Source organism: Janthinobacterium sp. YR213, assembly GCF_900099875.1.
GTDB classification, from domain to species: Bacteria; Pseudomonadota; Gammaproteobacteria; order Burkholderiales; family Burkholderiaceae_D; genus Janthinobacterium; species Janthinobacterium lividum.
Genome location: NZ_FNDA01000002.1, coordinates 855,236 through 880,968, shown reverse-complemented (window position 1 = coordinate 880,968; position 25,733 = coordinate 855,236). Strand labels below are relative to the sequence as shown.

General features: G+C 62.9%; 18 protein-coding genes. 5 read left to right on the top strand and 13 right to left on the bottom strand.

Annotated features, from left to right (window positions below):
* Positions 1 to 1,047 carry a lysozyme inhibitor LprI family protein gene (locus BLT98_RS29330; RefSeq protein WP_092608346.1) on the bottom strand — a complete coding sequence of 349 codons (1,047 nt, stop codon included), beginning with the start codon at positions 1,045 to 1,047 and terminating at the stop codon, positions 1 to 3.
* A 173-nt stretch (positions 1,048 to 1,220) separates the two neighbouring features.
* On the opposite strand from BLT98_RS29330, the gene BLT98_RS13100 reads away from it, so the two are divergent.
* Positions 1,221 to 3,377, top strand: a complete 2,157-nt coding sequence (locus BLT98_RS13100) for a dipeptidyl-peptidase 5 (RefSeq protein WP_092608343.1) — start codon at positions 1,221 to 1,223, stop codon at positions 3,375 to 3,377.
* A gap of 157 nt (positions 3,378 to 3,534) precedes the next feature.
* Here BLT98_RS13100 and BLT98_RS13095 read toward each other — a convergent pair whose 3' ends face one another.
* The 3 genes from BLT98_RS13095 to BLT98_RS13085 form a co-directional block, all read right to left on the bottom strand.
* Complete coding sequence (locus BLT98_RS13095) at positions 3,535 to 4,827, bottom strand: MFS transporter (protein ID WP_092608340.1); 1,293 nt, start codon at positions 4,825 to 4,827, stop codon at positions 3,535 to 3,537.
* A gap of 157 nt (positions 4,828 to 4,984) precedes the next feature.
* Complete coding sequence (locus tag BLT98_RS13090; RefSeq protein ID WP_092608337.1) at positions 4,985 to 5,716, bottom strand: BON domain-containing protein; 732 nt, start codon at positions 5,714 to 5,716, stop codon at positions 4,985 to 4,987.
* A gap of 104 nt (positions 5,717 to 5,820) precedes the next feature.
* The gene (locus tag BLT98_RS13085) at positions 5,821 to 6,513 is read right to left on the bottom strand and encodes a hypothetical protein (protein WP_092608334.1); all 693 of its coding nucleotides are present in this window, start codon (positions 6,511 to 6,513) and stop codon (positions 5,821 to 5,823) included.
* A 192-nt stretch (positions 6,514 to 6,705) separates the two neighbouring features.
* On the opposite strand from BLT98_RS13085, the gene BLT98_RS13080 reads away from it, so the two are divergent.
* On the top strand, positions 6,706 to 7,674 hold the full coding sequence (locus BLT98_RS13080) for an IS1595 family transposase (RefSeq protein ID WP_092608331.1): 969 nt from the start codon (positions 6,706 to 6,708) through the stop codon (positions 7,672 to 7,674).
* Positions 7,675 to 7,732: 58 nt separating this feature from the next.
* Here the strand turns inward: BLT98_RS13080 and BLT98_RS13075 are convergent, their stop codons facing one another.
* A complete protein-coding gene (locus BLT98_RS13075; protein WP_092608328.1) occupies positions 7,733 to 9,466 on the bottom strand; it encodes a dipeptidyl-peptidase 3 family protein in 1,734 nt (577 codons plus the stop codon).
* Positions 9,467 to 9,577: 111 nt separating this feature from the next.
* Complete coding sequence (locus BLT98_RS13070; RefSeq protein ID WP_092608325.1) at positions 9,578 to 10,177, bottom strand: short chain dehydrogenase; 600 nt, start codon at positions 10,175 to 10,177, stop codon at positions 9,578 to 9,580.
* 112 nt (positions 10,178 to 10,289) lie between these two features.
* Here BLT98_RS13070 and BLT98_RS13065 point away from each other — a divergent pair, with 112 nt between their 5' ends.
* Positions 10,290 to 11,207 carry a LysR family transcriptional regulator gene (locus BLT98_RS13065; protein WP_092608322.1) on the top strand — a complete coding sequence of 306 codons (918 nt, stop codon included), beginning with the start codon at positions 10,290 to 10,292 and terminating at the stop codon, positions 11,205 to 11,207.
* Between the two features lie 166 nt (positions 11,208 to 11,373).
* Here the strand turns inward: BLT98_RS13065 and BLT98_RS13060 are convergent, their stop codons facing one another.
* From BLT98_RS13060 to BLT98_RS13050, 3 genes are read right to left on the bottom strand one after another with little or no spacing between them, the layout of a single operon-like run.
* A complete protein-coding gene (locus tag BLT98_RS13060; RefSeq protein ID WP_244517476.1) occupies positions 11,374 to 12,804 on the bottom strand; it encodes an efflux transporter outer membrane subunit in 1,431 nt (476 codons plus the stop codon).
* A 40-nt stretch (positions 12,805 to 12,844) separates the two neighbouring features.
* Entirely contained in the window at positions 12,845 to 14,443 is a 1,599-nt protein-coding gene (locus BLT98_RS13055) for a DHA2 family efflux MFS transporter permease subunit (protein WP_034786566.1), read from the bottom strand.
* A 6-nt stretch (positions 14,444 to 14,449) separates the two neighbouring features.
* Entirely contained in the window at positions 14,450 to 15,643 is a 1,194-nt protein-coding gene (locus BLT98_RS13050; RefSeq protein WP_034786565.1) for an HlyD family secretion protein, read from the bottom strand.
* Between the two features lie 144 nt (positions 15,644 to 15,787).
* Between BLT98_RS13050 and BLT98_RS13045 the strand changes: the two genes are divergently transcribed.
* Complete coding sequence (locus BLT98_RS13045; RefSeq protein WP_092608319.1) at positions 15,788 to 16,504, top strand: TetR/AcrR family transcriptional regulator; 717 nt, start codon at positions 15,788 to 15,790, stop codon at positions 16,502 to 16,504.
* Positions 16,505 to 16,527: 23 nt separating this feature from the next.
* On the opposite strand, the gene BLT98_RS13040 is transcribed toward BLT98_RS13045, so the two are convergent.
* The 4 genes from BLT98_RS13040 to aceE form a co-directional block, all read right to left on the bottom strand.
* Positions 16,528 to 17,697, bottom strand: coding sequence for a hypothetical protein (locus BLT98_RS13040; protein ID WP_092608316.1), 1,170 nt, complete (start codon positions 17,695 to 17,697; stop codon positions 16,528 to 16,530).
* A 261-nt stretch (positions 17,698 to 17,958) separates the two neighbouring features.
* Positions 17,959 to 19,743, bottom strand: a complete 1,785-nt coding sequence (gene lpdA / locus BLT98_RS13035; RefSeq protein WP_092608314.1) for a dihydrolipoyl dehydrogenase — start codon at positions 19,741 to 19,743, stop codon at positions 17,959 to 17,961.
* 10 nt (positions 19,744 to 19,753) lie between these two features.
* On the bottom strand, positions 19,754 to 21,418 hold the full coding sequence (gene aceF, locus BLT98_RS13030; RefSeq protein ID WP_092608311.1) for a dihydrolipoyllysine-residue acetyltransferase: 1,665 nt from the start codon (positions 21,416 to 21,418) through the stop codon (positions 19,754 to 19,756).
* Positions 21,419 to 21,512: 94 nt separating this feature from the next.
* Complete coding sequence (gene aceE / locus BLT98_RS13025) at positions 21,513 to 24,209, bottom strand: pyruvate dehydrogenase (acetyl-transferring), homodimeric type (protein ID WP_034786560.1); 2,697 nt, start codon at positions 24,207 to 24,209, stop codon at positions 21,513 to 21,515.
* A gap of 665 nt (positions 24,210 to 24,874) precedes the next feature.
* Here aceE and folD point away from each other — a divergent pair.
* Complete coding sequence (gene folD, locus BLT98_RS13015; RefSeq protein ID WP_034786559.1) at positions 24,875 to 25,720, top strand: bifunctional methylenetetrahydrofolate dehydrogenase/methenyltetrahydrofolate cyclohydrolase FolD; 846 nt, start codon at positions 24,875 to 24,877, stop codon at positions 25,718 to 25,720.
* Positions 25,721 to 25,733 lie beyond the last annotated feature (13 nt).

The following is a 25,733-nucleotide window of genomic DNA, read 5'->3' as shown; positions in this document are numbered from 1 at the left end:
TCAATTCTCCAGCAAGTCGTGCAGTTGCACATTGCGCCGTGACGTCAGCAGGGCGGCCCAGGTCTCGCTCGTCACGGACGGGTAACGCACGGCGCCAAAGTTCATCCACGCATCGCGGTACGCCAGCCACAGGCGCTGGGTGGCGCGGATGCCATCCTTGCCCACGGCGCCCGCATGGGTTTGCGCCGGCTTCTTCATGAGCTTGCCGTAGATGGCGTTGAGTTCCTTGTCGAGCGCCGCCGCCTGTTCCCTGGACATGCTGGTCGGCAGCTTGCCCGCTTCGTACTCGCGCAGATCGTGCGCCAGCAGATCAAGCTCGGCCGTGCGGGCGGCGATGCTCAGGGCGGCGCGGGCCGTGCCGCTCAAATCCGTTTCATTGGCCGCGCGCGCATCGGCAAACTTGCTTGCCGCCGCCTGCAGTTTTTGCAGCGACGCTTGCGCCGCGGCAGGCATGCTTGCGCTGGCTTTGCCTGTCGCCTGCGTGCGCACGCGTTGTTTCTGGCGCGCATCGATGGCGCTGCACACGCCCATCATGTAGCCGCTGGTGATGTCGTCGCACAAATCGATCATGCCGCGTCCGCTGGCATTGATCTTCTGCAAGTGTTCGATGCGCCCTTGCATCTCGGCCGGCGCCGCATCGATGCTGCACGCGTACTTCAGCGCCAGCAACGGGTCTTTCTGCACGCCCTGCCCATTCTGGTACAGCATCATCAGGACAGCGCTGTTCTGCGTGGCCATGGCGCAATGGCGCGCAGGACGCCAGTCCGCCGGCTTGGGCGAGGACATACTCTTGGTATCGTAATACAGGTCTGTTGCCTGGCACTGCTGCAGCGATGCCACGGCGGAAGGGGCCGGCAGGTCGGCCGGCGGCGGCGCCGCATCCTTGACCTTCAGGCAACCCGCATACCAGGCTGTGCTTTCCGCGTGACCCACGCCCATGGCGCTGGTATTCGGGTACGGTGCGGGCGCCGCGGCAAAAACCGGGGCAGCCAGCAGGCAGCTCGCGCCCAGCAATATCGTTTTCAATAAGGGTAGACTAATTTTCATGGCCGGCCACAGGTAGCATCAGTAAAAGAACAAGTTTAACTGATCAGCCATGGCGCGCCCGCCCGATACGCGGCCGTCCCACGTGGTAAGTAACGGTACACAGCCTTGGCAGTGCAGGAAACGATGGGCAATAATGTTGCCCGCTGTACTTTTTTCACTACCGGACCACGCCCATGACCTCACCTCGTCTTCGCCGTTCCCTCGGCTCCCTGCTGATCGCAGCGGCCTGCGCCTCGCTGGCAACGACCGTCCACGCCGCCGATACCAAGGCCACCACCCCAGTTGCCGCCACGCAAACCAATGCCAGGCACGCCATCACGCATGAAGACGTGTGGCTGATGAAACGGGTGGGCGCCCCTGTCGCCAGCCCGGACGGCAAGTGGGCCGTGTTTTCCGTGGTCGACAGCGCCTACTCTAGCCAAGACCAATCGTCGGATCTGTGGATCAAGTCGCTGCTTGACGACAGCCCTGCGCGCCGCCTGACCTCGTCCAAGGGCGGCGAAAGCGCCGTGGCCTGGTCGCCGGACAGCCGCCAGCTGGTCTTCGTTGCCAAGCGCGACGGCGATGAAGCGGGACAGATCTATCGCCTCGACGTGGCCGCTGGCGGCGAAGCGCAGCGCCTGACCTCGCTCACCCTGGGCGCGCGCATGCCGAAATGGAGCCCGGATGGCAAGCAGTTGCTGTTCATCAGCGACATCTATCCAGGCAACAAGACGGAAGCCGACGTCAAGCAAAGCGCGAAAGAGCGCAAGGAACGCAAATACAGCGCCCGTTCGTATGAAACGACGGCGCCCCGCTATTTCGACAAATGGCTGACCGACAAGCAGGTGCGGCTGTTCATCGTCAACGCCGACGCCGCGGCAACCCCGCGCGACATCCTGTCGGGCACGCAACTGGTCACCCTGCCGGGCTTTGGCGGCGGCCAGGGCGACGAGGGACAATCGCTGGATGCCGTCTGGACGCCGGACGGCAAGGCCGTCGTCTTCAACGCGGCCACCAACCGCGATGCGGCCCAGCGCGAAGCCGTCTACTCCCAGCTTTACTTGCTGCCCGTGGCGGGCGGTGAAGCGCAGCGTTTGACGCAGGATAAACACAGCTACGGTTCCCTGAAATTCGCGGCCGACGGCAAGACGCTGTTCGCGCTCAGCGACGCGCAAACGCCGGGCAAAGTGTATGACGTGAAACGCCTGGCCAGCTTCGCCTGGCCGATGAGCAACCCTGCGCCGACCATCCTGACGGCCAAGCTGGACCGCTCGATTTCGCGCTTTGTGCTGCCAGAAGGCGGCAAGCGCGTCATCTTCAGCTATGAACATGCTGGCCTGGAAAAGCTGTACTCGATCGACGCCAGGGGTGGCGACGTGCGCGAGGAACCGTCCTTGCCAACGGGTACCATCAACTCGCTGAGCAGCGGCGGCAAGGCCCTGGTGGGCGTGTGGGAATCCGCCATCAACCCGCCGGAAATCTACGCCTTCAACGGCAAGCAGCCGAAGCGCCTGACGACCTTCAACACGGACAAGGCAAGTAAAATCGACTGGCAGGCGCCCGAGCACTTCTGGTTCACCACGGCCGACGGCCGCCAGATCCACAATATGCTCGTCAAGCCGGCCAACTTTGACCCGAACAAGAAATACCCGCTGTTTACCGTCATCCACGGCGGCGCGGCCAGCATGTGGCGCGACCAGTTCGTGCTGCGCTGGAACTATCATTTGCTGGCCAAGCCCGGCTATGTCGTGCTGCTGACGGACTACAAGGGCTCGACCGGCTATGGCGAGGAATTCTCGCGCTCGATTCAATTCGACCCCTTGAAGGGTCCGGGCGATGAAGTCAACCAGGGCGTCGATGAAGCCATCAAGAAATATCCATTTATCGACAGCACGAAGCTGGCTGCCGGCGGCGCCAGCTATGGCGGCCACCTGGCCAACTGGCTGCAAGCGACCACCACGCGCTACAAGGCCATCGTCTCGCATGCGGGCGAAATGGACCTGATCATGCAATGGGGTACCAGCGATGGCGGTTTCGGCCGTGAAACCAATGCAGGCGGCCCCGTCTGGTCGAACCTGCCCGTGTGGCGCGAGCAAAGCCCCGTCATGCAAGCGGGCAACCACGAAAAAGGCACGGGCTTTACCACGCCGATCCTGATCACCGTGGGTGAACTCGACTACCGCGTGCCGGCCAACAATGCGCTGATGAACTTTGCCGTGCAACAGCGCCTGAACGTGCCGGCGAAACTGCTGGTCTTCCCGGACGAAAACCACTGGATCTTGAAGGGCGAAAACAGCCGCTTCTTCTATAGCGAAGTCGAGGGCTGGCTGGCCAAATACTTAAAATAAGAACACCACAGAACAGTCCATGGCGGCGTTGCATTGCCTAGTCGTACTATTCGTACTGCCTTCGGCAATGCGCCTTGCCCTGAACGTGTTCTGAGGCGTTCTTGAAATCTTGAAAAAATGAAAAAGCCAGGCTCCGCACACGCGGGCCTGGCTTTTTTCATGCGGGCTGGGCGGCGGCCACGGCCGCCTTCTGCCGCTGGATCGCCAGCACCAGCAGCGCGGCAACGAGGCAGGCGGCGCCGGCTGCGAACAGGGCAGGATTGTAGGTCAGCATCATGGTGCGGATGCGGCCCGCGCCGTAGGCGGCCACGGCGGCGCCCAGCTGGTGGCCGGCGAAGATCCAGCCGAAGACCATACCCGCCCGCTCCCGGCCAAACGTGGCCCCCACCAGCTTCACCGTCGGCGGCACGGTGGCGATCCAGTCCAGGCCGTAGAACATGGCGAACAGAGACAGGCCGTACAAGGTGAATTCCGAATACGGCAGCCAGAACAGCGACAAGCCCCGCAAGCCGTAATACCAGAACAGCAGCCTGCGGTTGTCATAGCGGTCCGACAGCCAGCCGGACAAGATGGTGCCGAACAGGTCGAACGCGCCCATCATGGCCAGCACGGATGCGGCCGGCACGGCGGACAGGCCCGAGTCGCCGCACAGGGAAATGAAATGCGTCTGGATCAAGCCATTCGTGCTGAGACCGCAGATGAAAAACGTGCCGAACAATATCCAGAAGGTGCGGTTCGCCGCCACGCTGCGCAGGATCATGAACGGCGTGGCAAACGTCATTGTCGCCGCCGGCGCCGCCACCAGGGGCGTGGCCGGGTCGGCGCCGTAGGGACGCAAGGCCACGTCCTGCGGGCGGTTGCGCATGCACAGGAAGGCCAGCACGGCGACGATGGCGCAGGCGGCAAACACGGGCATGACGGCCGTGCGCCAGCCGTAGTGCTCGATCAGCCAGGCGCCCACGGGCAGGAACAGCAGCTGGCCCGTGGCCGAGCTGGCCGTCAGCACGCCCACCACCAGGCCACGGTGCGTCTCGAACCAGCGGTTCGCCACCACGGCGCTCAAGACCAGCGCCGTCATGCCCGAACCCAGACCCAGCAGGATGCCCCACAGGGCGACCAGGTGCCAGAACTGCGTCATGCGCGTGGCCAGCAGCATGCCCGCTGCGATCAGGCCCAGAGCCACACAGATGACATTGCGTAAGCCGAAACGCTCCATCAGGATGGCGGCAAACGGCCCCATCAGGCCGAACAGCACGAAGCGCACGGCCAGGGCCGAGGAAATCTGCTCGGCATCCCAGCCGAACTCGCGGCTCAAGGGCTGCATCAGCGCGCCCGGCAAACCCAGCGCGGCCGACGACGTCAAGGCGGTGAGGAAAGTAATGGCGACGATGACCCAGGCAAAGTGCACGCCGCGCCGCTCCAGCCATTGCGAAAAAGATAGGGAAAGCATGCCGTCCTCATGAGAAAAAGTGAATGCCGGCCAGCATCAGCCGACTGGATTTTTCCCATGTTATATTATGATCGTAATTTATACAATCAAAAAAAACTGGAGCCACACTGCTGCGTGCGGCTCCAGTCCCGGCTTTAACGCATCGACAGAATGCGGCTTACTTCACCTTCAAGCCATTCTTCACATCCGTCACGCCTTCCACGCCACGGGCCAGGTCGGCGGCTTTTTTCACTTGCGCCTGCGAAGGCACGAAGCCGCTGAGCATGACGACGCCGTTGACCGTTTCCACGTGTACATCGAGTGCTTTCAAGTCGTTGTCCTTGACGAGGTCAGCCTTGATTTTCGTCGTGATGACAGAGTCGGCCACGGCCGTCTTGGTGCTGCCGGCCGCATTGCGCGTCACGCAGGCGGCCTTGGCCGCCGCATCCATGGCGTCGCAGTTTTCCTTCATCGTGGCGGGTGGATTTTGCGCCACGTTGGTGCCGGCCCTGGCGCCCGTGTTGGCATCGGCCAGCGCGGCCGTTTTCGCCGCCTTGGCATCGGTCATGCACGTGGTTTTATCGGCCCCCGTGCGGTCGCCGCACTTGGCCTTGGCCAGGTCATACTCGGCATTGGCGACATCCTTGCGGGCCTTGCCCAGTTCGCGCGGCGTGTTGCGGTATTGCGCCACGGCGTCCGATTCGGCCTTGGCGCGCGCCACCTTGGCTTCCTCCACGCAGACTTTTTTCGCGTTGCCGCTGTGGCTGTCGCAGGCGGCCTTGGCCTGCTTGTAGTCGGCCGATGCCTTGTCCGTCAAACTCTTGTACGAGGCATCCTGCGCATACGCGGGCGTGGCGGCAAGCAGGGCGCTGGCACTGGCGGCCAGCATGAGTGCGATCATTTTGTTCATGATGGTTCCTCTCTGGTTAGTTGATGCCCAGATTAGACCCCTGCCGCGCGCAAAGCTCCGTGCGACAGCACACGCTGACAGTCCATTCGCATAAAAATCATCGCTTATTTGTCGCCGCTCAAACCCTTCCGCCACAATACTTGCGCCTGTTCAAATGGTGAAACGGACTCATCAAATGCACCCGCGCCAGCGGCCAGCGCCAGCCATGCCTGCGTGGCGTGCGAACCGCCTGCGCCATCGCCAGCCGCGCGCACGCCGCGCATCCAGGCCAGCACATCCTGATACTGCCCGGGGTGGCGTCCATGCATCCACGCCAGGGCCACCAGATCCGCATAGCCCTCTTCGCGGCGCGTCTCGCGCAGCTCCTGCGCCAGCGCTGTCAGCTGGCCCCGCTGCATGCTGCGCGGCTCGACAAAGCCGCGTGGCAAGGCATGCCAGTCGCCCTGCGCATAGCGCTGGCAGTGGCCGATCTCATGCGCCGTCATCGCTTCCATCATCAGGCCGTGGCGCGCAGCCGGCACGCCTTGCAGGACACTGTCCGCCTGCGCATTGCCGCGCAAGGAGAGCACCAGCTTGCAGCGCCCTGCTGCGTAGCCCAGCGCCAGCGGCACGGCGCCGGGGGCATCCTGCGGCTGCACGATGATATCGATAGGCAAGCCTTGCGCACGCGCAAACGCGATCACGGCTTGGCCCGCCTGCAGCCAGCGGGTTTCCAGGTCGGTGAGCTTGGCGGCAGCCACGGCGGACACAGGAGACAAAACGGTGAGCAAGCTCATCAGCAAGAGCGGATTTGGCATGGAATCGGCGGGAAAAAGAGGATATACCGCTGCAGGGTAAGCGGCGAAAATATTTCCACAAGGAAAAACTGGCAACTTTTCATAAATAAAGACGAAAAAAAAGGCTCTGTCACCGGTAAATAGGGGAACTGCCGGAATCTTTCCTGGGCTGTGTTGTCTGACTCTGCATAGTCACCATGCAGGGAGCAGCTCATGCAGGCAGCCGAATGGATCAGCTTTATCGCGCAGTTTGCGCGATTGAACCGGCGCCAGCGGCAAGCAGGAATGCTCCTGCTGCGTGGCAACGCGCCACCCGACACGACTATCGCGCTGCTGGAAAGTGTGGCGCAGCCGCGCTTGGCCTGTCCCGCCTGCCACTCGTCTCGCCTGCACCGGCATGGCCATGCGCACGGCCTGCAACGCTACCGCTGCGTGCCTTGCGGGCGCACCTTCAATGCCTTGACGGGCACGCCGCTGGCCCGCTTGCGCCACAAGGCGCTGTGGCTCGAGTATGCCGATTGCCTGCTGAATTCCAGATCGGTGCGCCAGGCCGCTCAGCAGCTGGGGTTGCACCGCAACACCACTTTTCGCTGGCGCCACCGCTTTCTCAGCGTAGCCAGGACAGACCGGCCGCACGGTCTGCATGGCATTGCCGAGGCCGATGAGCTGTATGTACTGGAATCGGAAAAGGGATCCAGGCAGATGACGCGTCCGGCCCGCCGCCGGGGCGGACGTGCCCGCCAACGCGGCATTTCCAATGAACAGGTCTGTATCCTGGTGGCACGCGACCGCACAGGCCAGACCCTGGATTTCGTCACAGGCAAAGGGGGGCTGACGAAGGCGCAGCTGCACCGTTATTTGTTGCCCGTCATCGACAAGGATGTTCTGCTGGTAACGGATGGCCATGCCGCCTACCGGGCGTTTGCCAGGGAGGCGGGCATCAGCCACCAGGCCGTCAACTTGCGCGCCGGCATCCGTGTGCAGGGTGCCGCCCACGTACAGAACGTCAATGCGTATCACAGCCGCTTGCGGCAATGGCTAGGTCCCTTTCACGGCGTGGCGACGCGCTACCTGCCGAACTACCTGGGATGGCGCTGGGTACTCGACGCCAGGCGCATCCGTTCACCAGAAACGTTATTGAAAGCAACGCTGGGAGCATTCCCACATCTGACGGTGACATAGCCAAAAAAAACCGGCGCAGAGGCACCGGCTTTTCACACTGATAATAATCAAGGTCAGCTTATTTCTTCGCCGCCTTGTCCAGCGCGCGGGCCGTGACGAATTCCGGGCGGATATCGTTGGGCACGGCCTTCATCTTGTCGAGCGCCACCTGCACTTCGGGGCGGATCACCACGTACTTGGTCATCAGGTCTTTCGCGCGCGCATAGTCGCCCGTCGCCTCGATGGTCAAGAATTCACGGTCCAGGTCGATCACGGCCTGTTTGATCTTGCCAAAATCGACGCCGAACTTGCCGTCGCCCAGGGACACAAAGCCGCCCTTGTCGAGGATGTAATTCATCTGGATGGCCATGCCGCGCGCATGCGAATCCGTCAAGCCGAAATGCAGGGTGCGGAAACCGGAGGCAAGGAAAGTGTTGTACAGCTTGCGCTCGGCCATGTCGCCCTGGCCCAGGGTATCGTTCAGTTGCCCCTTGTCCATCATGTAGCGCAGCGCGAACAGACCCGTGATGTCGGCCTTGGCTTCCTCGATGGTCGAATAGGCTTCCTTCAAGTCCTGGCGCGGTGTCGATGGCTTGCCGTCGACCACGGTCGCATGCGGACCCAGGCCGTGCATGATTTCATGCGCGAGGATGTGCGTGAAGAAGGAATTGAAATCGACGTCCTGCTGCGCCTCGGGCGTGAGCACCAGTTTCGAGATCGGCGTCAGGGTGGCCTTGAACTTGGCTTCCTGCACATTCTTCAACATCACGCGCTTGGAGCCGCGCGCGCTGATGATGCGCTCATCGTTCGGCAAGTTGTAGGCGGCCGTCTGCACGGCCATGTTGCCGTCGCCGGCGCCATATACCTGGTTGACCACCACCATCGGCGCCAGCGCGCCCACTTTCGGGTTGCGGTACTGGGCGTCGAGCGGCAGGTTGTCTTCCAGCTCCTGCATGTGCCTGGCGAAAAAGTTCAGCTTTTGCGTTTCCCCCTGGTCGCGGATGTTCACGTAAGCTTCGAACGCGGCCTTGTAGCCGAACAATTCGTCGTTGTACGTTTCGTAGGGGCCGATGGTGATGTCGACGGGCGAATCGAGGTCCATCCAGGCGAAGTCGGACGGCAGATAGTCGTTGTCGAGGAAAGCCTTGGCGCGCAAGGTCAGGAATTTCTTCAGCGATGCGTTGTCCGTGGCGGCGGCCGCCTCGTCGAGCAGCTTGGCCAGTTGCTTCAGTTCCACCTTGTATTCATCCGAATACTTGACGGTCTTATAGGTGCCATCCTTGCCTGCGCGAATCGTCGTGAAGAACCATTGCGCCTGCTGCTTGTCGTCCGCCGGCAAGCCGTTCATCCACGTTTCCAGGCTGGCCTTGGTGGCGCCCTGCGGATAGAAGTTGCCCGCTTCCGGCTTGTGCGCGGGAATGGCGATGCCGGCATAGCTGGCAGGCATGAACGAGGCATGGGCGTCGAGCACCGACCAAGGCCCCTTGTTAATCCAAAAATAGTTCAAACGGGCCTGGCCCAGGGCCGACTTGTCTTTCTTCAGGGCTGCCCACAGCGCTTCATTGCCGGACCAGCGCTGGCGCAGCTGCAGCACGTCGACCAGCTTGGCCGCTTCGACCAGCTTGGCGATGGCCTGACGGTCGCCTGCGGACAGGTGCGCGACATCGGCCGTCAGCGCGACGGGCGCATAACGCGCGCTCATGGCGGTCAGTTGCGCGGCGGTGGCCGGGGATGCGGGTGCGGCCGCTTGCGTTGCGGCGCAGGCGCTGCCGACGGCGGCGGCCATCAGCAGGGGAATCAGGATGTTTTTCATGGGGCCTCGGTGTGTGGTTCACAGCAAGCAAGCGCCCCGCACCATCACGGCGCGGCCGCTTCCTTGTTCAGCCTGCGATTGTCCCACCTGCCCCATGGCATGGCAAGCGGCTTACCAGACCTTGTACACCTGCCCCGTCTGCGCCCCTTCCACGCTGCGGCTGTAAGCGAGCGCCACGCGGCTGGCGGCGACCGGTTCGAAGCCGTAGAAGAAGGGGCCATACGACTCCAGCGACTCCTCCAGCACCGTGGGGCTGACGACATTGATGCGCACGCCGCGCGGCAACTCGATGGCGGCGCCCCGCACGAAACCTTCCACGGCCGCGTTGGTCATGGTGGCGGCCGTGCCGAAGCGGATCGGCTGCTCGGCCACGATGCCGCTCGTGAGGGTGATCGAGCCGCCGTCGTTCAGGTATTCCTGCGCCACCAGCGCCACGTTGACCTGGCCCATCAGCTTGCTGTCCAGGCCCAGCTGGAACTGCTCGGGCGTGAATTCGGCCAGGGGGCCGAAATGCAGCTTGCCGGCCGTGACGACGACGGCATCGACCTTGCCGATGCGCTTGAACAGGGCGCGCACTTGCGCGATGTCGCCCATGTCGGCCTGGTGCGTGCCGCTGCGGCTGCCCACTTCGATGATTTCATGGCGTTGCGCCAGTTGGGCGGCGACGGCCGTGCCGATGGTGCCGCTGGCGCCGATGATAACGATTTTCATGATGCTTCCTTGTGTGGGTTGAACGATGGAGCCAGTATGCGCCGCTTACAAAAAGGAATAAATACGCTAGAATTTACAAGATTACTAATCTACAGTTTGCAATCAAGGCGCCATGGATAAATTGCGCAGCATGGAGATTTTTGTCGCCGTCGTCGATGCGGGCAGTTTCACGGCTGCCGCCGAGGCGTTCCAGATCTCGCCCGTGATGGTGGGCAAGCACATCAAATACCTGGAAGAGCGGCTGGGCACGCGGCTGCTGGCGCGCACCACGCGGCGGCAAAGCCTGACGGAAATCGGCCAGCAGTATGTGGAGCAGTGCCGCCAGATTTTGGGCAGCATCCATGCGGCCGAACGGGGCGCGGAAGCCATGCGCACGGCGCCGCGCGGCAAGCTGAAGATCACGGCGCCCGTGTCCTTCGGCAGCGAGTGCATCGCGCCGCTGCTGGCCGACTACCTCGATGCCTATCCGGAAGTGAGCCTGGAATTGAACCTGAACGACAGGACGGTGGACCTGGTGGAAGAAGGATTCGATGCGGCCATCCGCATCGGCAAGCTGGAAGATTCCGCCATGGTGGCGCGCGCGCTGCGGCCGTATGCCATGGTGATGTGCGCCGCGCCCGCCTACCTGGCCAGACACGGCACGCCGCGCACGCCGGCCGACCTGGCGCGCCACGAATGCCTGGACTTCATGCAATGGACGCGCCATGTACGCTGGCGCCTGGCCAGGAGCGGCGACGACGATGGCAGCCCCGTGCGCGAGAGCCGCTTCCGCTCGAACAATGGGCAGGCGCTGCGCGTAGCGGCCCTGCACGGCTTCGGCATCGTCATGCAGGCGGAGATCCTGATGGCCGGCGATATCGCCGCCGGCAGGCTGGTGCCGCTGCTGGCCGACTACGTGCCGGCGCCGCGCCCCATGCACCTCGTGTATGCGCGCGACCGCCAGCCTACGCCGAAACTGACGACCTTCATCGATTTTCTGCTGGAACGCTACGGGCCGGCGGCGACACCGCCGCCGGCCACGCTCACGTAACTAGTTGAATTGACTTACCATTTTTTGCTCATGGTTGACATTGCGACACCTGAGAAAACCGTAGCGAGCGGCAGTGATTTGTGGCCGAGAAGCGCAACCGTACTTTAGTACGGTGAGCATCGCCGGCCGCAAAGCGCGACGCGCAGTAGGTTTTATCTGGTGTCCTTCAATGCTGCCAGCCGGCACCTAAAGAGCGGGCCACGGCGACGGTCGCCAGCAGGCGCTGGGTCTTGATCTGCGCGGCGGCGCGGTCCGCTGCCAGCGAACTGCGCTGCGCGTCCGTCACGTCCAGGTAGGTCGAGATACCGCGCTCGTAGCGCGTGCGCGCCACCAGGTAGGCGCGCGCCGCCGCTGCCTGCGACAGGGCCTGGGCGTCGCCCTGCAACTGGCGCTGCTCCACGTCGGACAGCGCATCTTCCACTTCGCGCAAGGCCGTCAGGAGCTTGGTTTCATGATTCGCCACGGCTTCCGCATAGCGCGCCTTGCTCAACTCCAGGTTGGCCTGGTTGCGGCCACCGTCGAAGATCGGCAGGGACAGGGCCAGCGGACCAAAGCTGAACTGGCGCGAACCGCCCTGCGCCAGGTCGCGCAGCTTTTCGGAGGCGTAGCCGAAATTGCCCGTCAATTGCAGCGTCGGATAAAACGCGCCTTCGGCCACGCCTACTTGCGCATTCGCCGCGCGCAGGCCCGCCACGCTGGAAACCAGGTCAGGACGGTGCGCCAGCAGGCTGGCTGGCAGGCCGACAGGGATACCTGGCGGCAGCGGCAAGATGGATGGATCGGCGGCGACCGGCAATTGCAGCGCCGACGGCGGCTTGCCCGTCAGGGTGGCCAGGCTGTTTTCCAGCTGGTTGCGCTGGCGCTTGACTTCATGCAGGTCGGCCTGCGCGTTCGACAGTTCGACTTTCGCGCGCGCCAGGTCCAGCTCATTCGTCAGGCCCGCGTTGAAGCGCGCCTCGACCAGTTGCGCCGATTCGCGGCGCGTATCGAGCGCGCCATTCAAAATGGCCATTTCCGCATCGAGGCCGCGCAGCTGCCAATAGTTGCTGGCCACTTGCGCCGACAGCATCAGCAGCACGCCGTCGCGGTCCGCCTGCGCCGCCAGCGCCTGCGAATCGGCCGCTTCGACCATGCGCTTGACACGCCCCAGCAAGTCCACTTCGTACGAAAGCGTGCCACCCACGGAAAAATTGTTGCCGCTGATGGAGCGGTTGCCCAGGGCCAGGCCCTGCGAGGTGTTGGCCGAGGTGCGCGAATTCGAGATGCCCGTGCTGACGTTCACGCTCGGCCCCTGGTTCGCACGCGCCGTGCCGCTTTGCGCCAGCGCCTGCAGCAATCGCTCGCCAGCCGCTTTCACGCTCGGGTTGTCGCGCAGCGCGGCTTGTTCCAGCCGGTTCAGGGTGTCGTCGCCGAACACGTTCCACCATTCGGCCGGCAATTGCGCGGCGTCCGCGCTACCCGCGCCATGGCGGAACGTGGCCGTGTCGATGCCGGCCAGATTGGCGGGCGCCTTGAAATCCTGGCCCACGGTGCCGCAGGCGGCAAGCAGGACGGCCAGCGAGGCGGCTGCGGCGATTTTGGTCATAACTGTGTTCATGATGTGTACCTTCTTGTTCTTGAGGTGTTTGCGTACGCGGTCAATGACCGCCGCCACCGCCACCGGGGGCTTTGAGTTTGTCGGCCAGCCACAGGGGCACGATGCAGGCCAGCAGGATGGCGCCGATCAGGAAGAAGCCGTCGTTATAGGCCATCACATACGCTTCGCGGCGCACGATGCCATCGATCGCCTGCAAGGCCTGGTTGCCGGCCGTGACGGCGTCATAGCCCTTGGCCATGAACGAGGACGTCAGTTGGTCGATGCGCAGCTGCGTGGCGCTGGAATAGGCATTGATCGCTTCACCCAGGCGCTGCGAGTGGAAGTGCTCGCGAGTGCTCAGGGCCGTGGCCAGCAGGGCGATGCCGATCGAGCCGCCGAGGTTGCGCGTCATGTTGAACAGGCTCGAAGCGGATGCCATGTCCTTCGGCGCAATGCCCTTCATGGCGAAGTTCGACAGGGTCAGCATGACGAAGGGCTGGCCCAGCGCGCGCACCACCTGCGACCACAGCAGCTGGTCGTAGCCGGTGGAAGCGTCCATGTAGGCATTCATCATGCACGAGCCGCCAAACAGCAGCAGGCCGATCGAACACAGGATGCGGTTATCCACCGTCGACGACAGCTTGGCGACGAAGGGCATGATGAACAGCTGCGGCAAGCCCACCCACATGATGACTTCACCGATCTGCATCGGCGAGTAGCCGGCGATCTGGCCCAGGAACAGCGGCAGCAAAAAGGCCGAGCCGTACAGGCCCATGCCCGTCACGGCCGACAGCACGGTGGCGACCAGGAAATTGCGCTGGCCGTACAGCGCCAGGTTGACGAACGGTTCGGCGCGCGTGGCGCTGGTGACGACCCAGCCCAGGATGCCCGTCAGGGCCAGCGCGGCAAAGGCGATGATGAAACCCGAGTCGAACCAGTCCTTCGAATTGCCCTCTTCCAGGAAGATGGTCAGGCAACCGAGGCCCAGGGCCATGAAGAAGATGCCCAGCCAGTCGGCCTTCCAGAACAGCTTCAGTTGCAGCGGCTCCTTGTCCAGGCCATAGATCATGCCGACGATCAGCAGCACGCCGGGCACCCAGTTGATGTAAAAGATCGATGGCCAGCCATACAGCTCGGAGAGGTATCCGCCCAGGGTCGGTCCCATGGCCGGCGCCAGGGTCGCCGTCAAGCCAAAGATGGCCATGCCGACGGCGCGCTTCGACGGCGGCAGCTTGAGCATCACCAGGGTAAACGCCATCGGAATCAGGGCGCCGCCGGTGAACCCCTGCAGCATGCGGAAGACGATCATGCTTTCCAGGTTCCAGGCCGCCCCGCACAAGGTGGAGAACAGCAGGAAGAAAGCGGTGGTGCCGATCATGTAGGTACGCAGTCCGAACACGCGCGCCAGCAGCGCGGTGAGGGGAATGACGATGATTTCCGCCACCAGGTAGGCCGTGGAAATCCACGAGCCCTCTTCCTGGGTGGCCGACAGCGAGCCAAGGATATCCTTGAGCGAGGAGTTGGTGATCTGGATGTCGAGCACCGCCATGAAGGCGCCCAGCATGCCGGCGGCGACCGCCAGCCAGGTGCGCCCGGAGACTTTCTCGTCGATCACGGGAAACGCTGGCGGCTTCGCCAGCGTGGTGGAGGGGCTGCTCATGGAAGCTTAGCGGGTGGCAGTCTGGGCAGCGGGAGCGGCGGCATGGCGCGCAGCCGGCTGCGTTTCAGGCTGGTTCACTTCCACTTCGGCGATCACCGACATGCCCGGCACCAGGCGGCCATTCATGGCCTTGATGTCTTCCGGCTGGAAGACGATTTTCACGGGCACGCGCTGGACGATCTTGGTGAAGTTGCCGGTGGCGTTATCGGCCGGCAGCAGGGCAAATTGCGCGCCCGAGGCAGGGGCGAAGCTGTCCACGGTACCCACCAGTTTCTTGCCCGGCATGGCGTCGATGGTCACGTGCACGCTCTGGCCTCGGTGCAGGTCGGCCAACTGCGTTTCCTTGAAGTTGGCGGTGACCCAGACGTTGTCCTGCACGATGGCCGTCAGTTGCTGGCCCGGCTGCACGCGCATGCCCGTTTCCACGTTGCGCTTGCCGATGCGGCCGGCGACGGGGGCCAGGATGCGGTTGTATTGCAGCTGTTGTTCCGCGTCCTTCAATTGCACGCGCAGCACGGCCACTTGTGCCTTGGCCACGTCGCGCGCAGCTTGCGCCGCGCCAATCTGCGCCTTGGCGGCCGAAGCGCTGTCGCGGCGGGCGGCCAGGTCGGCCACGGCGCTCGAGCGGGCCGCGTTGGCCGCGTCGAGTTCCGCTTTCGATACGGCTTTCATCTGGCTCGTGTACAGCTGGCCATAACGGTCCGCATCCTGTTTTGCGCGCAGCAGTTGCGCATCCGCTTGCGCCACTTGCGCCTGGGCGCCGCTGGCTTGCGCCTGCACTTGCGCGATCTGCGCATCGGCCTGCAGCACTTGCTGCTCGGCGCTGGCGATCTGCGCGGCGATCTGCTCGGTTTTCACGCGCTGGTCGAACGGGTCGAGTTCGGCGATCACGTCGCCCTCTTTCACCATTTGATTGTCGTCGATGAAGACCTTGGTGACGACGCCGGAAATGCGCGCCGAGACGGGATGCACGTGGCCGGCCACGTAGGCGTTTTCCGTTTCCACGAAATAGTGGCTGCGGTACCACATGCGGGCGCCAGCGCCCAGGGCGACCAGGACGATCAGGCCGGCGATGATTTTCACGCGATTGTTAGGTGGTGCGGAGCTGGCGGAAGCGGCGGGCGCGGAAGGTGCGGCAGGGGCCGCGGGTGGGACGGCACTCAGCACCTTGTGCTCTGCCTGGCCTGGCTGGTTGGACATACTTGCTCCGGAAATGAAATGATGTATGTTCATTATTGGGCAAAGAAAAGCCAAAGTCAAGAAATGAAACGATTGCATTTCATTTTAATTTGCACTACAGTGTGAGCCATCACTTACCTTCCACCTTATAAAGAGACCCAGACCATGTCCGATCCCGGCCTCAGCGATACCTTGCCTACCGATAAAGAATCCGACGACGCCCAGGAGCTTTCCTGCTGCGGCAAGCCAGCCGGCCGGCCGCGCGCGGCCGACATGGAAGCGCGCATGGAAAACCTGCTGCACACGGCAGGCTGCCTGTTTCTGGAAAAGGGGTATGGGAAGGTAAGCCTGGAAATGATCGCCCGCGAAGCCCATGTGGCCGTGCGCACGATTTATGTGAAGTTTGGCGGCAAGTCCGGCTTGTTCAATGCCGTGGTGGAATTGCGCCGCGCCGCCTACTTCTCGACCATGCCGGCGCTGGAAACGGATATGCGGCCCCTGCCCACCATCCTGGGCGAATTCGGCCTGCTGTTCGTGCAGCTCGTCACCATGCCGGCGGCCATCCGCCTCAATCGCATGGTGGTGGCGGAAGCGGCCACGCACCCGGAACTGGCGGAAACGTTTTACAAGGTGGGGCCGGGACAGACGCGCGAGATGCTGACCCGGTTTTTCAGCCGCCCCGACATCGCGCCCCTGTTTCGCGCGGAGCTGACGGCTGGCATGCTGTCGCTGCACCTGCTCAATTGCCTGCTGGGCGACCAGATGTCGCGCCTGCTGTTTCCGCCACAGGCACAACCGGATGTGGCGCAATTGCGCGCCAAGGTGGCGGTCAGTCTCGACCTGTTCCTGCGTGGCACCCTGCGCCAGCCGCTGGCGGACTGACGCGGGATGGCTGGCCGGGGAATTCAGCCAGGGCGGCTGCAATCTTCCGGCAGCGCCGCTTCGGCGCGTGCATCGCTCAAGCCCAGCGCCCGCAGGAAAGGCTGGGCCGCCGACGCGCCATCAAGACTGAGTGAAGACTCACTTCCATCGTAGCGATCCGGGCCATAGCGCATCAGGTCGAACGAGGTTTCAAAGCGCTGCGCCAGGAAATACGTGCGGAAATAATCGAAGGAAAACGCCACCTGGCCATCGGCCCGCAACAGCAAGCCATGCGCATACAGCGGCGCCAGCCAATCCCCGGCCGCCATGCTCCAGCCCTTCACGCCACAATAGTCGCTGGCAAAACGCTCCAGTTCCGCCTCGCTGAGGAAGGAGGTCTTGGCTTCGAACATCACGAACGCCAGTTCGATCAGGAATTCGCGCGCATCGGCAGCCACGCCGGCGCCCACGCGCTGCTGCACGCCTGCCTTGCCCAGCAAGCCATCGAGATAAGCGCGCTCGCCTGCCAGCTGCGGCAGCAAGGTGGCAAACACATACTCGGCATCCATCTGCCCCGTTTCCTGGCCATTCGGCGTGTACAGCACCGACAGGGCGAAGTTCTTGCTCACGTCATCGAACTCGCGCAGGGACACCGTCCACTGCGTGCCAGCCGCGCCGCCATCGGCCGCGCCCGTGCCGAACTCGAGCACGGCAAAGGCCGCCATCTGGCCCTGCGCACTGTACAGGCTGCCGGGATTGCTCTTGAACAGGATTCCCAGCGACTTCATCAGCGAACTGGCATCGCCCGTATGCTGGTGGCCATGGAACACGGCGTGGATATTCTTGTAGTACGCGCGCTGCTCGGCGCTGGCGTGCTCGTCGGCAGAGAAAAAGCTGAAGCCGGCATTGCCCAGCGCCGCAGCCGCGACACCCTGCACGCGGCTGCCCGGCACCAGGTAGAAACGCGCGCCGGGCAAGCTGGCCGCCTGCAGCAAGGGGCGCAGGAAATATTCGTAGACATACACGGGCGTCGTATCGGCACAGGCGTCCAGCGCCACCAGCTGGCCCGTGAAGAAAATCGCATCGATCTTCTTGCCTGCCGCCAGGATAGCAGCCACATCCTGGTACAAGGCATGCAGCATCACGGCTTGCTCTTGCTCATCGGCCCGGCGCAAACGGACATCGGCAATATGAAGGGCGGTAAATTTTTTCATCGTTGCAAAACTCTCTCAGTACAGCGGAATTTGACCGTATCCCACGCTGGCAACATTCCTGGAAAAATCACACGCTTCCGTTGAAGCAAAAGCAAAAGCAAAACATGGTTACAGACCTCCATTCTGCCACTTTTTCCACACGGCAATACTCACCAATTTTCACAAGACACCGCTGGGCCACGTTTTACTATGCCGCAGGTCAAGGGAAATAAAAAAACCGGGAACATGTCCCGGTTTTTTATACTGAAAGTTAACTTTTTATCAGCGCTTGCGCGGCGGCGGCAAGTCCGTGCACACGCCTTCGTACACTTCCGCAGCCATCCCGATCGACTCGCCCAGGGTTGGATGCGGGTGGATGGTCTTGCCGATGTCGGTGCCGTCGCAACCCATTTCGATGGCCAGCGCGATTTCACCGATCATGTCGCCCGCATGCGTGCCGACGATGGTGCCGCCGATGATGCGGTGCGTTTCCGCGTCGAACAGCAGCTTGGTGAAGCCTTCGGCGCGGCCATTGGCCACGGCGCGGCCGGAAGCAGCCCAAGGGAAGTGGCCCTTCTCGACCTTGATGCCCTTGGCTTTCGCTTCGTCTTCCGTAATGCCGGCCCATGCCACTTCCGGATCCGTGTAGGCGACCGACGGGATCACCTTGACGTCGAAGTGCGACTTCTGGCCGGCAGCAGCTTCCGCTGCCACGTGGCCTTCATGCACGGCCTTGTGCGCCAGCATCGGCTGGCCCACCAGGTCGCCGATGGCGAAGATGTTCGGCACGTTGGTGCGCATCTGGCTGTCGACGTTGATGAAGCCGCGGTCCGTCACCTGCACGCCGGCCTTGTCGGCGGCAATCTTCTTGCCGTTCGGGCTGCGGCCCACGGCGACGAGCACCAGGTCGTAGACTTGCGGCGCCGGTGCCGTGGCACCCGCTTCGGCTGCTTCGAACGTGACCTTGATGCCTTCCGGCAGCGCCTCGACGGCCACCGTCTTGGTCTTGGTCATGATGTTGTCGAAGCGCTTCTCGTTGAACTTCTGCCACACCTTGACGGCGTCGCGGTCCGCGCCCTGCATCAGGCCATCCATCATTTCAACCACGTCGATGCGCGCGCCGAAGGTGGAATACACCGTCGCCATTTCCAGGCCGATGATGCCGCCGCCGATGACCAGCATGCGCTTCGGGATCTGGCGCAATTCCAGCGCGCCCGTCGAATCGACGATGCGCGGGTCTTCCGGCACGAATGGCAGTTTCACCACGGACGAACCGGCCGCGATGATGGCTTGCTTGAACTGCACGACTTTTTTCGAACCGTCGCCTGCCGTCACTTCGATATGGTTCGCGGAGAGGAACTGGCCCACGCCCGTGACGACTTGCGTCTTGCGCGCCTTGGCCATGCCGGCAAGGCCGCCCGTCATGTTCTTGATCACGCCTTCCTTGTAAGCGCGGACCTGGTCGATATCGATGGTCGGCTTGGCAAACGTCACGCCCGTGTTGGACATGTGCGCCGTTTCATCGATGACGGAAGCGACGTGCAGCAGCGCCTTCGACGGGATGCAGCCCACGTTCAGGCACACGCCGCCCAGGGTGGCGTAGCGCTCGACGATGACGGTGCTCATGCCCAGGTCGGCCGCGCGGAACGCCGCCGAATAGCCGCCAGGACCACCGCCCAATACCATCATGTCGACATCGATGTCGACCTGGCCGCTGTAATTGCCGGCCGGGATGGCGGCAACGGCGGCAGGTGCCGCCGCCGAGGCAGCCGCCGGAGCTGCTGCCGCAGGTGCAGGAACCGCCGCAGGAGCGGCAGCAGCCGCACCTTCAGCTGCTTCCACCACCAGCAGCGCGCTGCCTTCGGCGATCTTGTCGCCTACCTTGACCTTGACTTCCTTGACGACACCCGCGTGGGTCGATGGAATCTCCATGCTGGCCTTGTCCGATTCGACCGTGATCAGGGACTGGTCCACCTTGATGGTGTCGCCGACCTTGACCATCAGTTCGATGACTTCGACTTCCTTGAAGTCGCCGATATTCGGTACTTTTACCTCTACTGTGCTCATCAATCGCTCCTTACAGCAGAATTTTGCGCATGTCGGCCAGGACTTCGCCGAGGTACACGGAGAATCGCGCGCCCATCGCGCCATCGACCACGCGGTGGTCGTAGGACAGCGAGGTACCCATCATCAGGCGTGGCTGGAAGGCCTTGCCATCCCATACCGGCTTGATCGAGGCTTTCGACAGGCCCAGGATCGCCACTTCCGGCGCATTGACGATAGGCGTGAAGTGCGTGCCGCCGATGCCGCCCAGGGACGAAATCGTGAAGCTGGCGCCCTGCATGTCGGCCGGTTTCAGCTTGCCTTCGCGCGCCTGCAGCGACAGTTCCGTCATTTCGCGGGCGATCTGCGAAACCGACTTCTGGTCCGCGCCCTTGATCACGGGTACCACCAGGCCATTCGGCGTGTCGGCCGCGAAGCCGATGTTGTAGTACTGCTTGAGGATCAGGTTTTCGCCCTTGGCGTCGAGCGAAGCGTTAAACGCGGGGAATTTCTTCAGCGCGGCGACGGATGCCTTGATGACGAAGGCCAGCATGGTCAGCTTGGCTGCATCCTTGTTCTTCGCATTGGCGGCGTTGGTGTCGACGCGGAACGCTTCCAGGTCCGTCACGTCCGCTTCGTCGAACTGCGTGACGTGCGGGATCATGACCCAGTTGCGGTGCAGGTTCGGACCCGAGATTTTCTTGATGCGCGACAGCGGCAGCAATTCGGTCGTGCCGAACTTGCTGAAGTCCAGCGACGGCCATGGCAGCAGGTCCAGACCCACGCCCGAACCGCCTTTGGCAGCGGCCGGAGCATTTGGCGCGGCGACGGCGCCCGACATCACGCCCTTGACGAAGTTCTGCACGTCTTCCTGGGTGATGCGGCCTTTCGGACCGGAACCGCCCACGCGGGCCAGGTCCACGCCCAGTTCGCGCGCGAACTTGCGGATCGATGGCGACGCGTGCGCCAGCTTGCCATTTGCGGCAGGCGCGGCGGCGGGAGCTGGTGCGGCAGCAGGTGCTGCGGCAGGCGCCGGCGCCGAAGCGACGGCGGCCGCTGGTGCGGCGGCGGCCTGGGCGGCTGGAGCAGGAGCGGCGGCAGGAGCAGCGCCGCCCGTCGTTTCCACGACCAGTACCAGCGAACCCTTGGCAACCTTGTCGCCGACCTTGACTTTCAATTCCTTGACGATACCGGCATGGCTCGATGGAATTTCCATGCTGGCCTTGTCCGATTCGACCGTCAGCAGCGACTGGTCGACCTTGATGCTGTCGCCCACCTTGACCATCAATTCGATGACTTCGACTTCCTTGAAGTCGCCGATATCAGGCACGGTCACTTCCACCAGCGCAGGCGCGCCGGAAGCGGCAGGTGCTGGCACGGCCGCAGGAGCGGCGGCTGGTGCAGCTTCAGCAGCGGCGGGTGCCGGCGCAGCGGCAGGCGCGGCCGTAGCGGACGCATCATCCGCCACTTCCAGCAGCAGGACCAGCGAACCTTCGGCGATCTTGTCGCCCACGTTGACTTTCAATTCCTTGACGACACCGGCGTGGCTCGATGGAATTTCCATGCTGGCCTTGTCCGATTCGACCGTGATCAGGGACTGGTCAACCTTGACCGTGTCGCCTGGCTTGACCATCAGTTCAATGATCTCGACTTCCTTGAAATCGCCGATATCCGGGACTTTGACTTCCACAATGCTCATAGCTTGCTCCGTTATTTTATTTGTCAGATGGACCCGCACACACGCCAGGGCGGCACTTTCGCACCGCCCTGGCATCATCGGGTCCGCACAACGATTACTGGGTCACCGGATTCGGTTTGTTCGCGTCGATGCCGTACTTGGCGATCGCCTGCTCCACCACCGACACGTCGATCTTGCCTTCGTCGGCCAGCGATTTGAGCGCGGCCACGGTGACATAATAACGGTTCACTTCGAAGAACTCGCGCAGCTTGGCGCGGCTGTCCGAGCGGCCAAAGCCATCGGTGCCCAGCACTTTATAAGTGCGGCCCTTCGGCATGAAGGCGCGGATCTGTTCTGCAAACGCGCGCATGTAGTCGGTCGTGGCGACGATCGGGCCGTCCGTGTCCTGCATCAGCGACGTCACGTACGGCACGCGCTGCTCTTTCGACGGGTTGACCATGTTCCAGCGTTCCGCATCCTGGCCATCGCGGGCCACCAGGGTCAGCGACGGCGCCGACCACACGTCCGCAGCCACGCCCCAGTCGTTTTGCAGCAATTCGGCGGCGAAGATCGATTCGCGCAGGATGGTGCCGCAACCGATCAGCTGTACGCGCAGCTTGGCGTCAGCCTGGCCTTCCTGCAGCTTGTACATGCCTTTCAGGATGCCTTCTTCCTGGCCTGGCTTGATGCCTGGCTGGGCGTAGTTCTCGTTCATGATCGTGATGTAGTAGAACACATCTTCCTGGTTGGCGATCATGCGGCGCAGGCCGTCCTGGATGATGACGGCGACTTCATGGCTGAAGGTCGGATCGTACGGCATGCAGGTCGGGATGGTCGCGGCGAAGATATGGCTGTGGCCATCTTCGTGCTGCAAGCCTTCGCCGTTCAGGGTCGTACGGCCAGCCGTGCCGCCCATCAGGAAGCCGCGGGCGCGCATGTCGGCCGAAGCCCACACCTGGTCGCCGATGCGCTGGAAGCCGAACATCGAGTAGAAGGTGTAGAACGGGATCATGATGCGGTCGTTGGTCGAGTACGACGTCGCCGCGGCGATCCACGAGCTCATGCCGCCCGCTTCGTTGATGCCTTCTTGCAGGATCTGGCCAGCCTTGTCTTCGCGGTAGTACATGACCTGGTCTTTGTCGACTGGCTCGTACAACTGGCCTTTCGGGTTGTAGATGCCGATCTGGCGGAACAGGCCTTCCATGCCGAAGGTACGCGATTCATCGACCAGGATAGGTACCACGCGCTGGCCCAGGTTCGGGTCTTTCAGCAGGGTCGAAATGACGCGCACGAACGCTTGCGTGGTCGAGATTTCACGGCCTTCCGGCGTCGCTTCCAGCACGTTCTTGAAGGCATCCAGGCCAGGCACGGGCAGGGTTTCTTCCGACTTCTGGCGGCGCTGCGGCAGGTAGCCGCCCAGGGCCTTGCGGCGCTCGTGCAGGTAGACCATTTCCGGCGCGTCGTCGGCCGGCTTGAAGAACGGGATGTCGGCCAGCTTGTCGTCAGGGATAGGCAGCGAGAAGCGGTCGCGCATTTCGCGGATGGCTTCGTCGTCCAGTTTTTTCGTCTGGTGCGCCGTGTTGCGCGCTTCGCCGGACTTGCCCATGCCGTAGCCCTTGATGGTTTTCACCAGCAGGACAGTTGGCTGGCCCTTGTGTTCCTGGGCGATCTTGAATGCCGCGTAGATCTTGTGCGGATCGTGACCGCCACGGGTCAGGCGCCAGATGTCGTCGTCCGTCATGTTGGCAACCATTTCCAGCAGCTTCGGATGCTTGCCGAAGAAGTGCTTGCGCACGTAGGCGCCATCTTTCGCCTTGTAGTTCTGGTATTCGCCGTCGACGGTTTCCATCATCACGCGCTGCAAGATGCCTTCCTTGTCCTGTGCCAGCAGTGCGTCCCAGCCCGGGCCCCAGATGACCTTGACGACGTTCCAGCCGGCGCCGCGGAATTCGCCTTCCAGCTCCTGGATGATCTTGGTATTGCCGCGCACAGGGCCGTCCAGGCGCTGCAGGTTGCAGTTGACCACGATGACCAGGTTGTCGAGCATGTCGCGTGCGGCCAGGCCGATCGCGCCCAGCGATTCCGGCTCGTCCATCTCGCCGTCGCCGCAGAAGGCCCAGACCTTGCGGTTGTCGGTCTTGGCGATGCCGCGTGCGTGCAGGTATTTCAGGAAGCGCGCCTGGTAGATCGCCATGTGCGGGCCCAGGCCCATCGACACGGTCGGGAACTGCCAGAAGTCAGGCATCAGCTTCGGATGCGGGTACGAAGACAGGCCCTTGCCGTCGACTTCCTTGCGGAAGTTCAGCATTTGCTCTTCCGTCAAACGTCCTTCGAGGAAGGCGCGCGCGTAGACGCCGGGCGAGGAGTGGCCCTGGATGTACAGCAGGTCGCCGCCGTGGTCGGCCGTTGGCGCGTGCCAGAAATGGTTGAAACCGATGCCCAGCATGTTCGCCAGCGAAGCGAACGAGGACAAGTGGCCGCCCAGGTCGCCGTCGGCGCGGTTGGCCTTGACGACCATGGCCATGGCGTTCCAGCGCATCCACGAGCGCAGGCGCTCTTCGTATTCCAGGTTGCCGGGACAGTGTGCTTCTTGCTTGGTGGGGATGGTATTGACGTAGGCGGTGGTGCTGGAGAACGGGATCTGGGCGCCGCGGCGGCGAGCCAGGTCAACCATGCGCTCCATCAGGTAATGCGCGCGCTCCGGACCTTCATTTTCCAGAACGGCTTCGAGCGCGTCCAGCCACTCCTTGGTTTCCTGCATATCCGGGTCGGTGCCGATCTGTGTCGTTACCTGGTTCAGTTGAGCTGACATCTGTTGAGTCTCCTTTGTGAACGCCCCACCCCGATTTTCCGGATCGCTGTCGGACGGTATTTCGCTGATTATTTACTATTAAGTCGGTTTAGTGTGGGGATTCTAACAGCGTATTTACTATTTTTCAAATTACGATATAGCATTTCACATCATGAAATCACCCTATGAAATTTATGCTGCACTGCCGCAAATTCTGCCCGGAAATTAGGGTGATCAAAGTGCCAAAAACGGCGCCAAAAGAACCGCAGGCCCTTGCGCTCCCTAGGCCACCAGCACACCAGCAAAACGCATTAACGCCCCAGTCGTCCGCACAGGCATACCGGGCCAAGCGGGCCTGAAAAATGTCGAGGGCAAGGCGCGGCGACGCAGACAGTACGCCAGTACGGCAAGGAGCTGCAACGCCGCCATCGGCACTTTCTCAGGCTCGCGTCTCTGGCCCGCTTTTATGCCGGGCCAAGCGGGCCTGAAAAATGTCGAGGGCAAGGCGCGGCGACACAGACAGTACGCCAGTACGGCAAGGAGCCGCAACGCCGCCATCGGCATTTGCTCAGGCTCGCGTCTCCGGCCCGCTGTTGTTACGCCTTTGCATAGCCAAAACCGCCCCTTTGCGCCGCCCGGCTTTATAATCTGACTTTTCCCTCCCACCAGCTCTCAGCCTCCCTACCATGCCAGCACAACTGATCGACGGAATCGCCCTCTCCCAAAAACTGCGCAGCGAGATCGCCACGCGCGCCGCCGCCCTCACGGCCAAGGGCACCCAGCCCGGCCTGGCCGTGATACTCGTCGGCGAAGACCCGGCCAGCCAGGTGTATGTCCGCAACAAGGTCAAGGCGTGCGGCGACGTGGGTTTTCACTCGGTGCTGGAAAAATATGAAGCGGACCTGTCCGAAGCGGACTTGCTGGCACGTATTGCCAGCCTGAATGCCGACCCGGCCATCCACGGCATCCTCGTGCAGATGCCCTTGCCCAAGCACATCAACCCGCACAAGGTCATCGAAGCGATCGCCACGACAAAAGACGTGGATGGCTATTCCGTCCTGAGCGCCGGCGAACTGATGACGGGCTTGCCCGGCTTCCGCCCTTGCACGCCGTATGGCTGCATGAAACTGATCGAAAGCACGGGCGTGGACTTGCGCGGCAAGCACGCCGTCGTCATCGGCCGCAGCAACACCGTCGGCAAGCCGATGGCCCTGCTGCTCTTGCAAGCGAACGCTACCGTCACCATCTGCCATAGTGCGACACCGGACCTGGGCCTGTACACACGCCAAGCGGACGTGGTCGTGGCCGCCGTCGGCCGCCGCAACACCCTGACGGCCGACATGGTCAAGCCGGGCGCCATCGTCATCGACGTGGGCATGAACCGCGACGATGACGGCAAGCTGTGCGGCGACGTGGATTTTGCCGGAGTGAAAGACGTCGCGTCGCACATCACGCCTGTGCCGGGTGGCGTGGGGCCGATGACCATCACGATGTTATTGATGAATACCGTCGAGGCGGCAGAGCGCGTGTAAAAACACCGGGGCG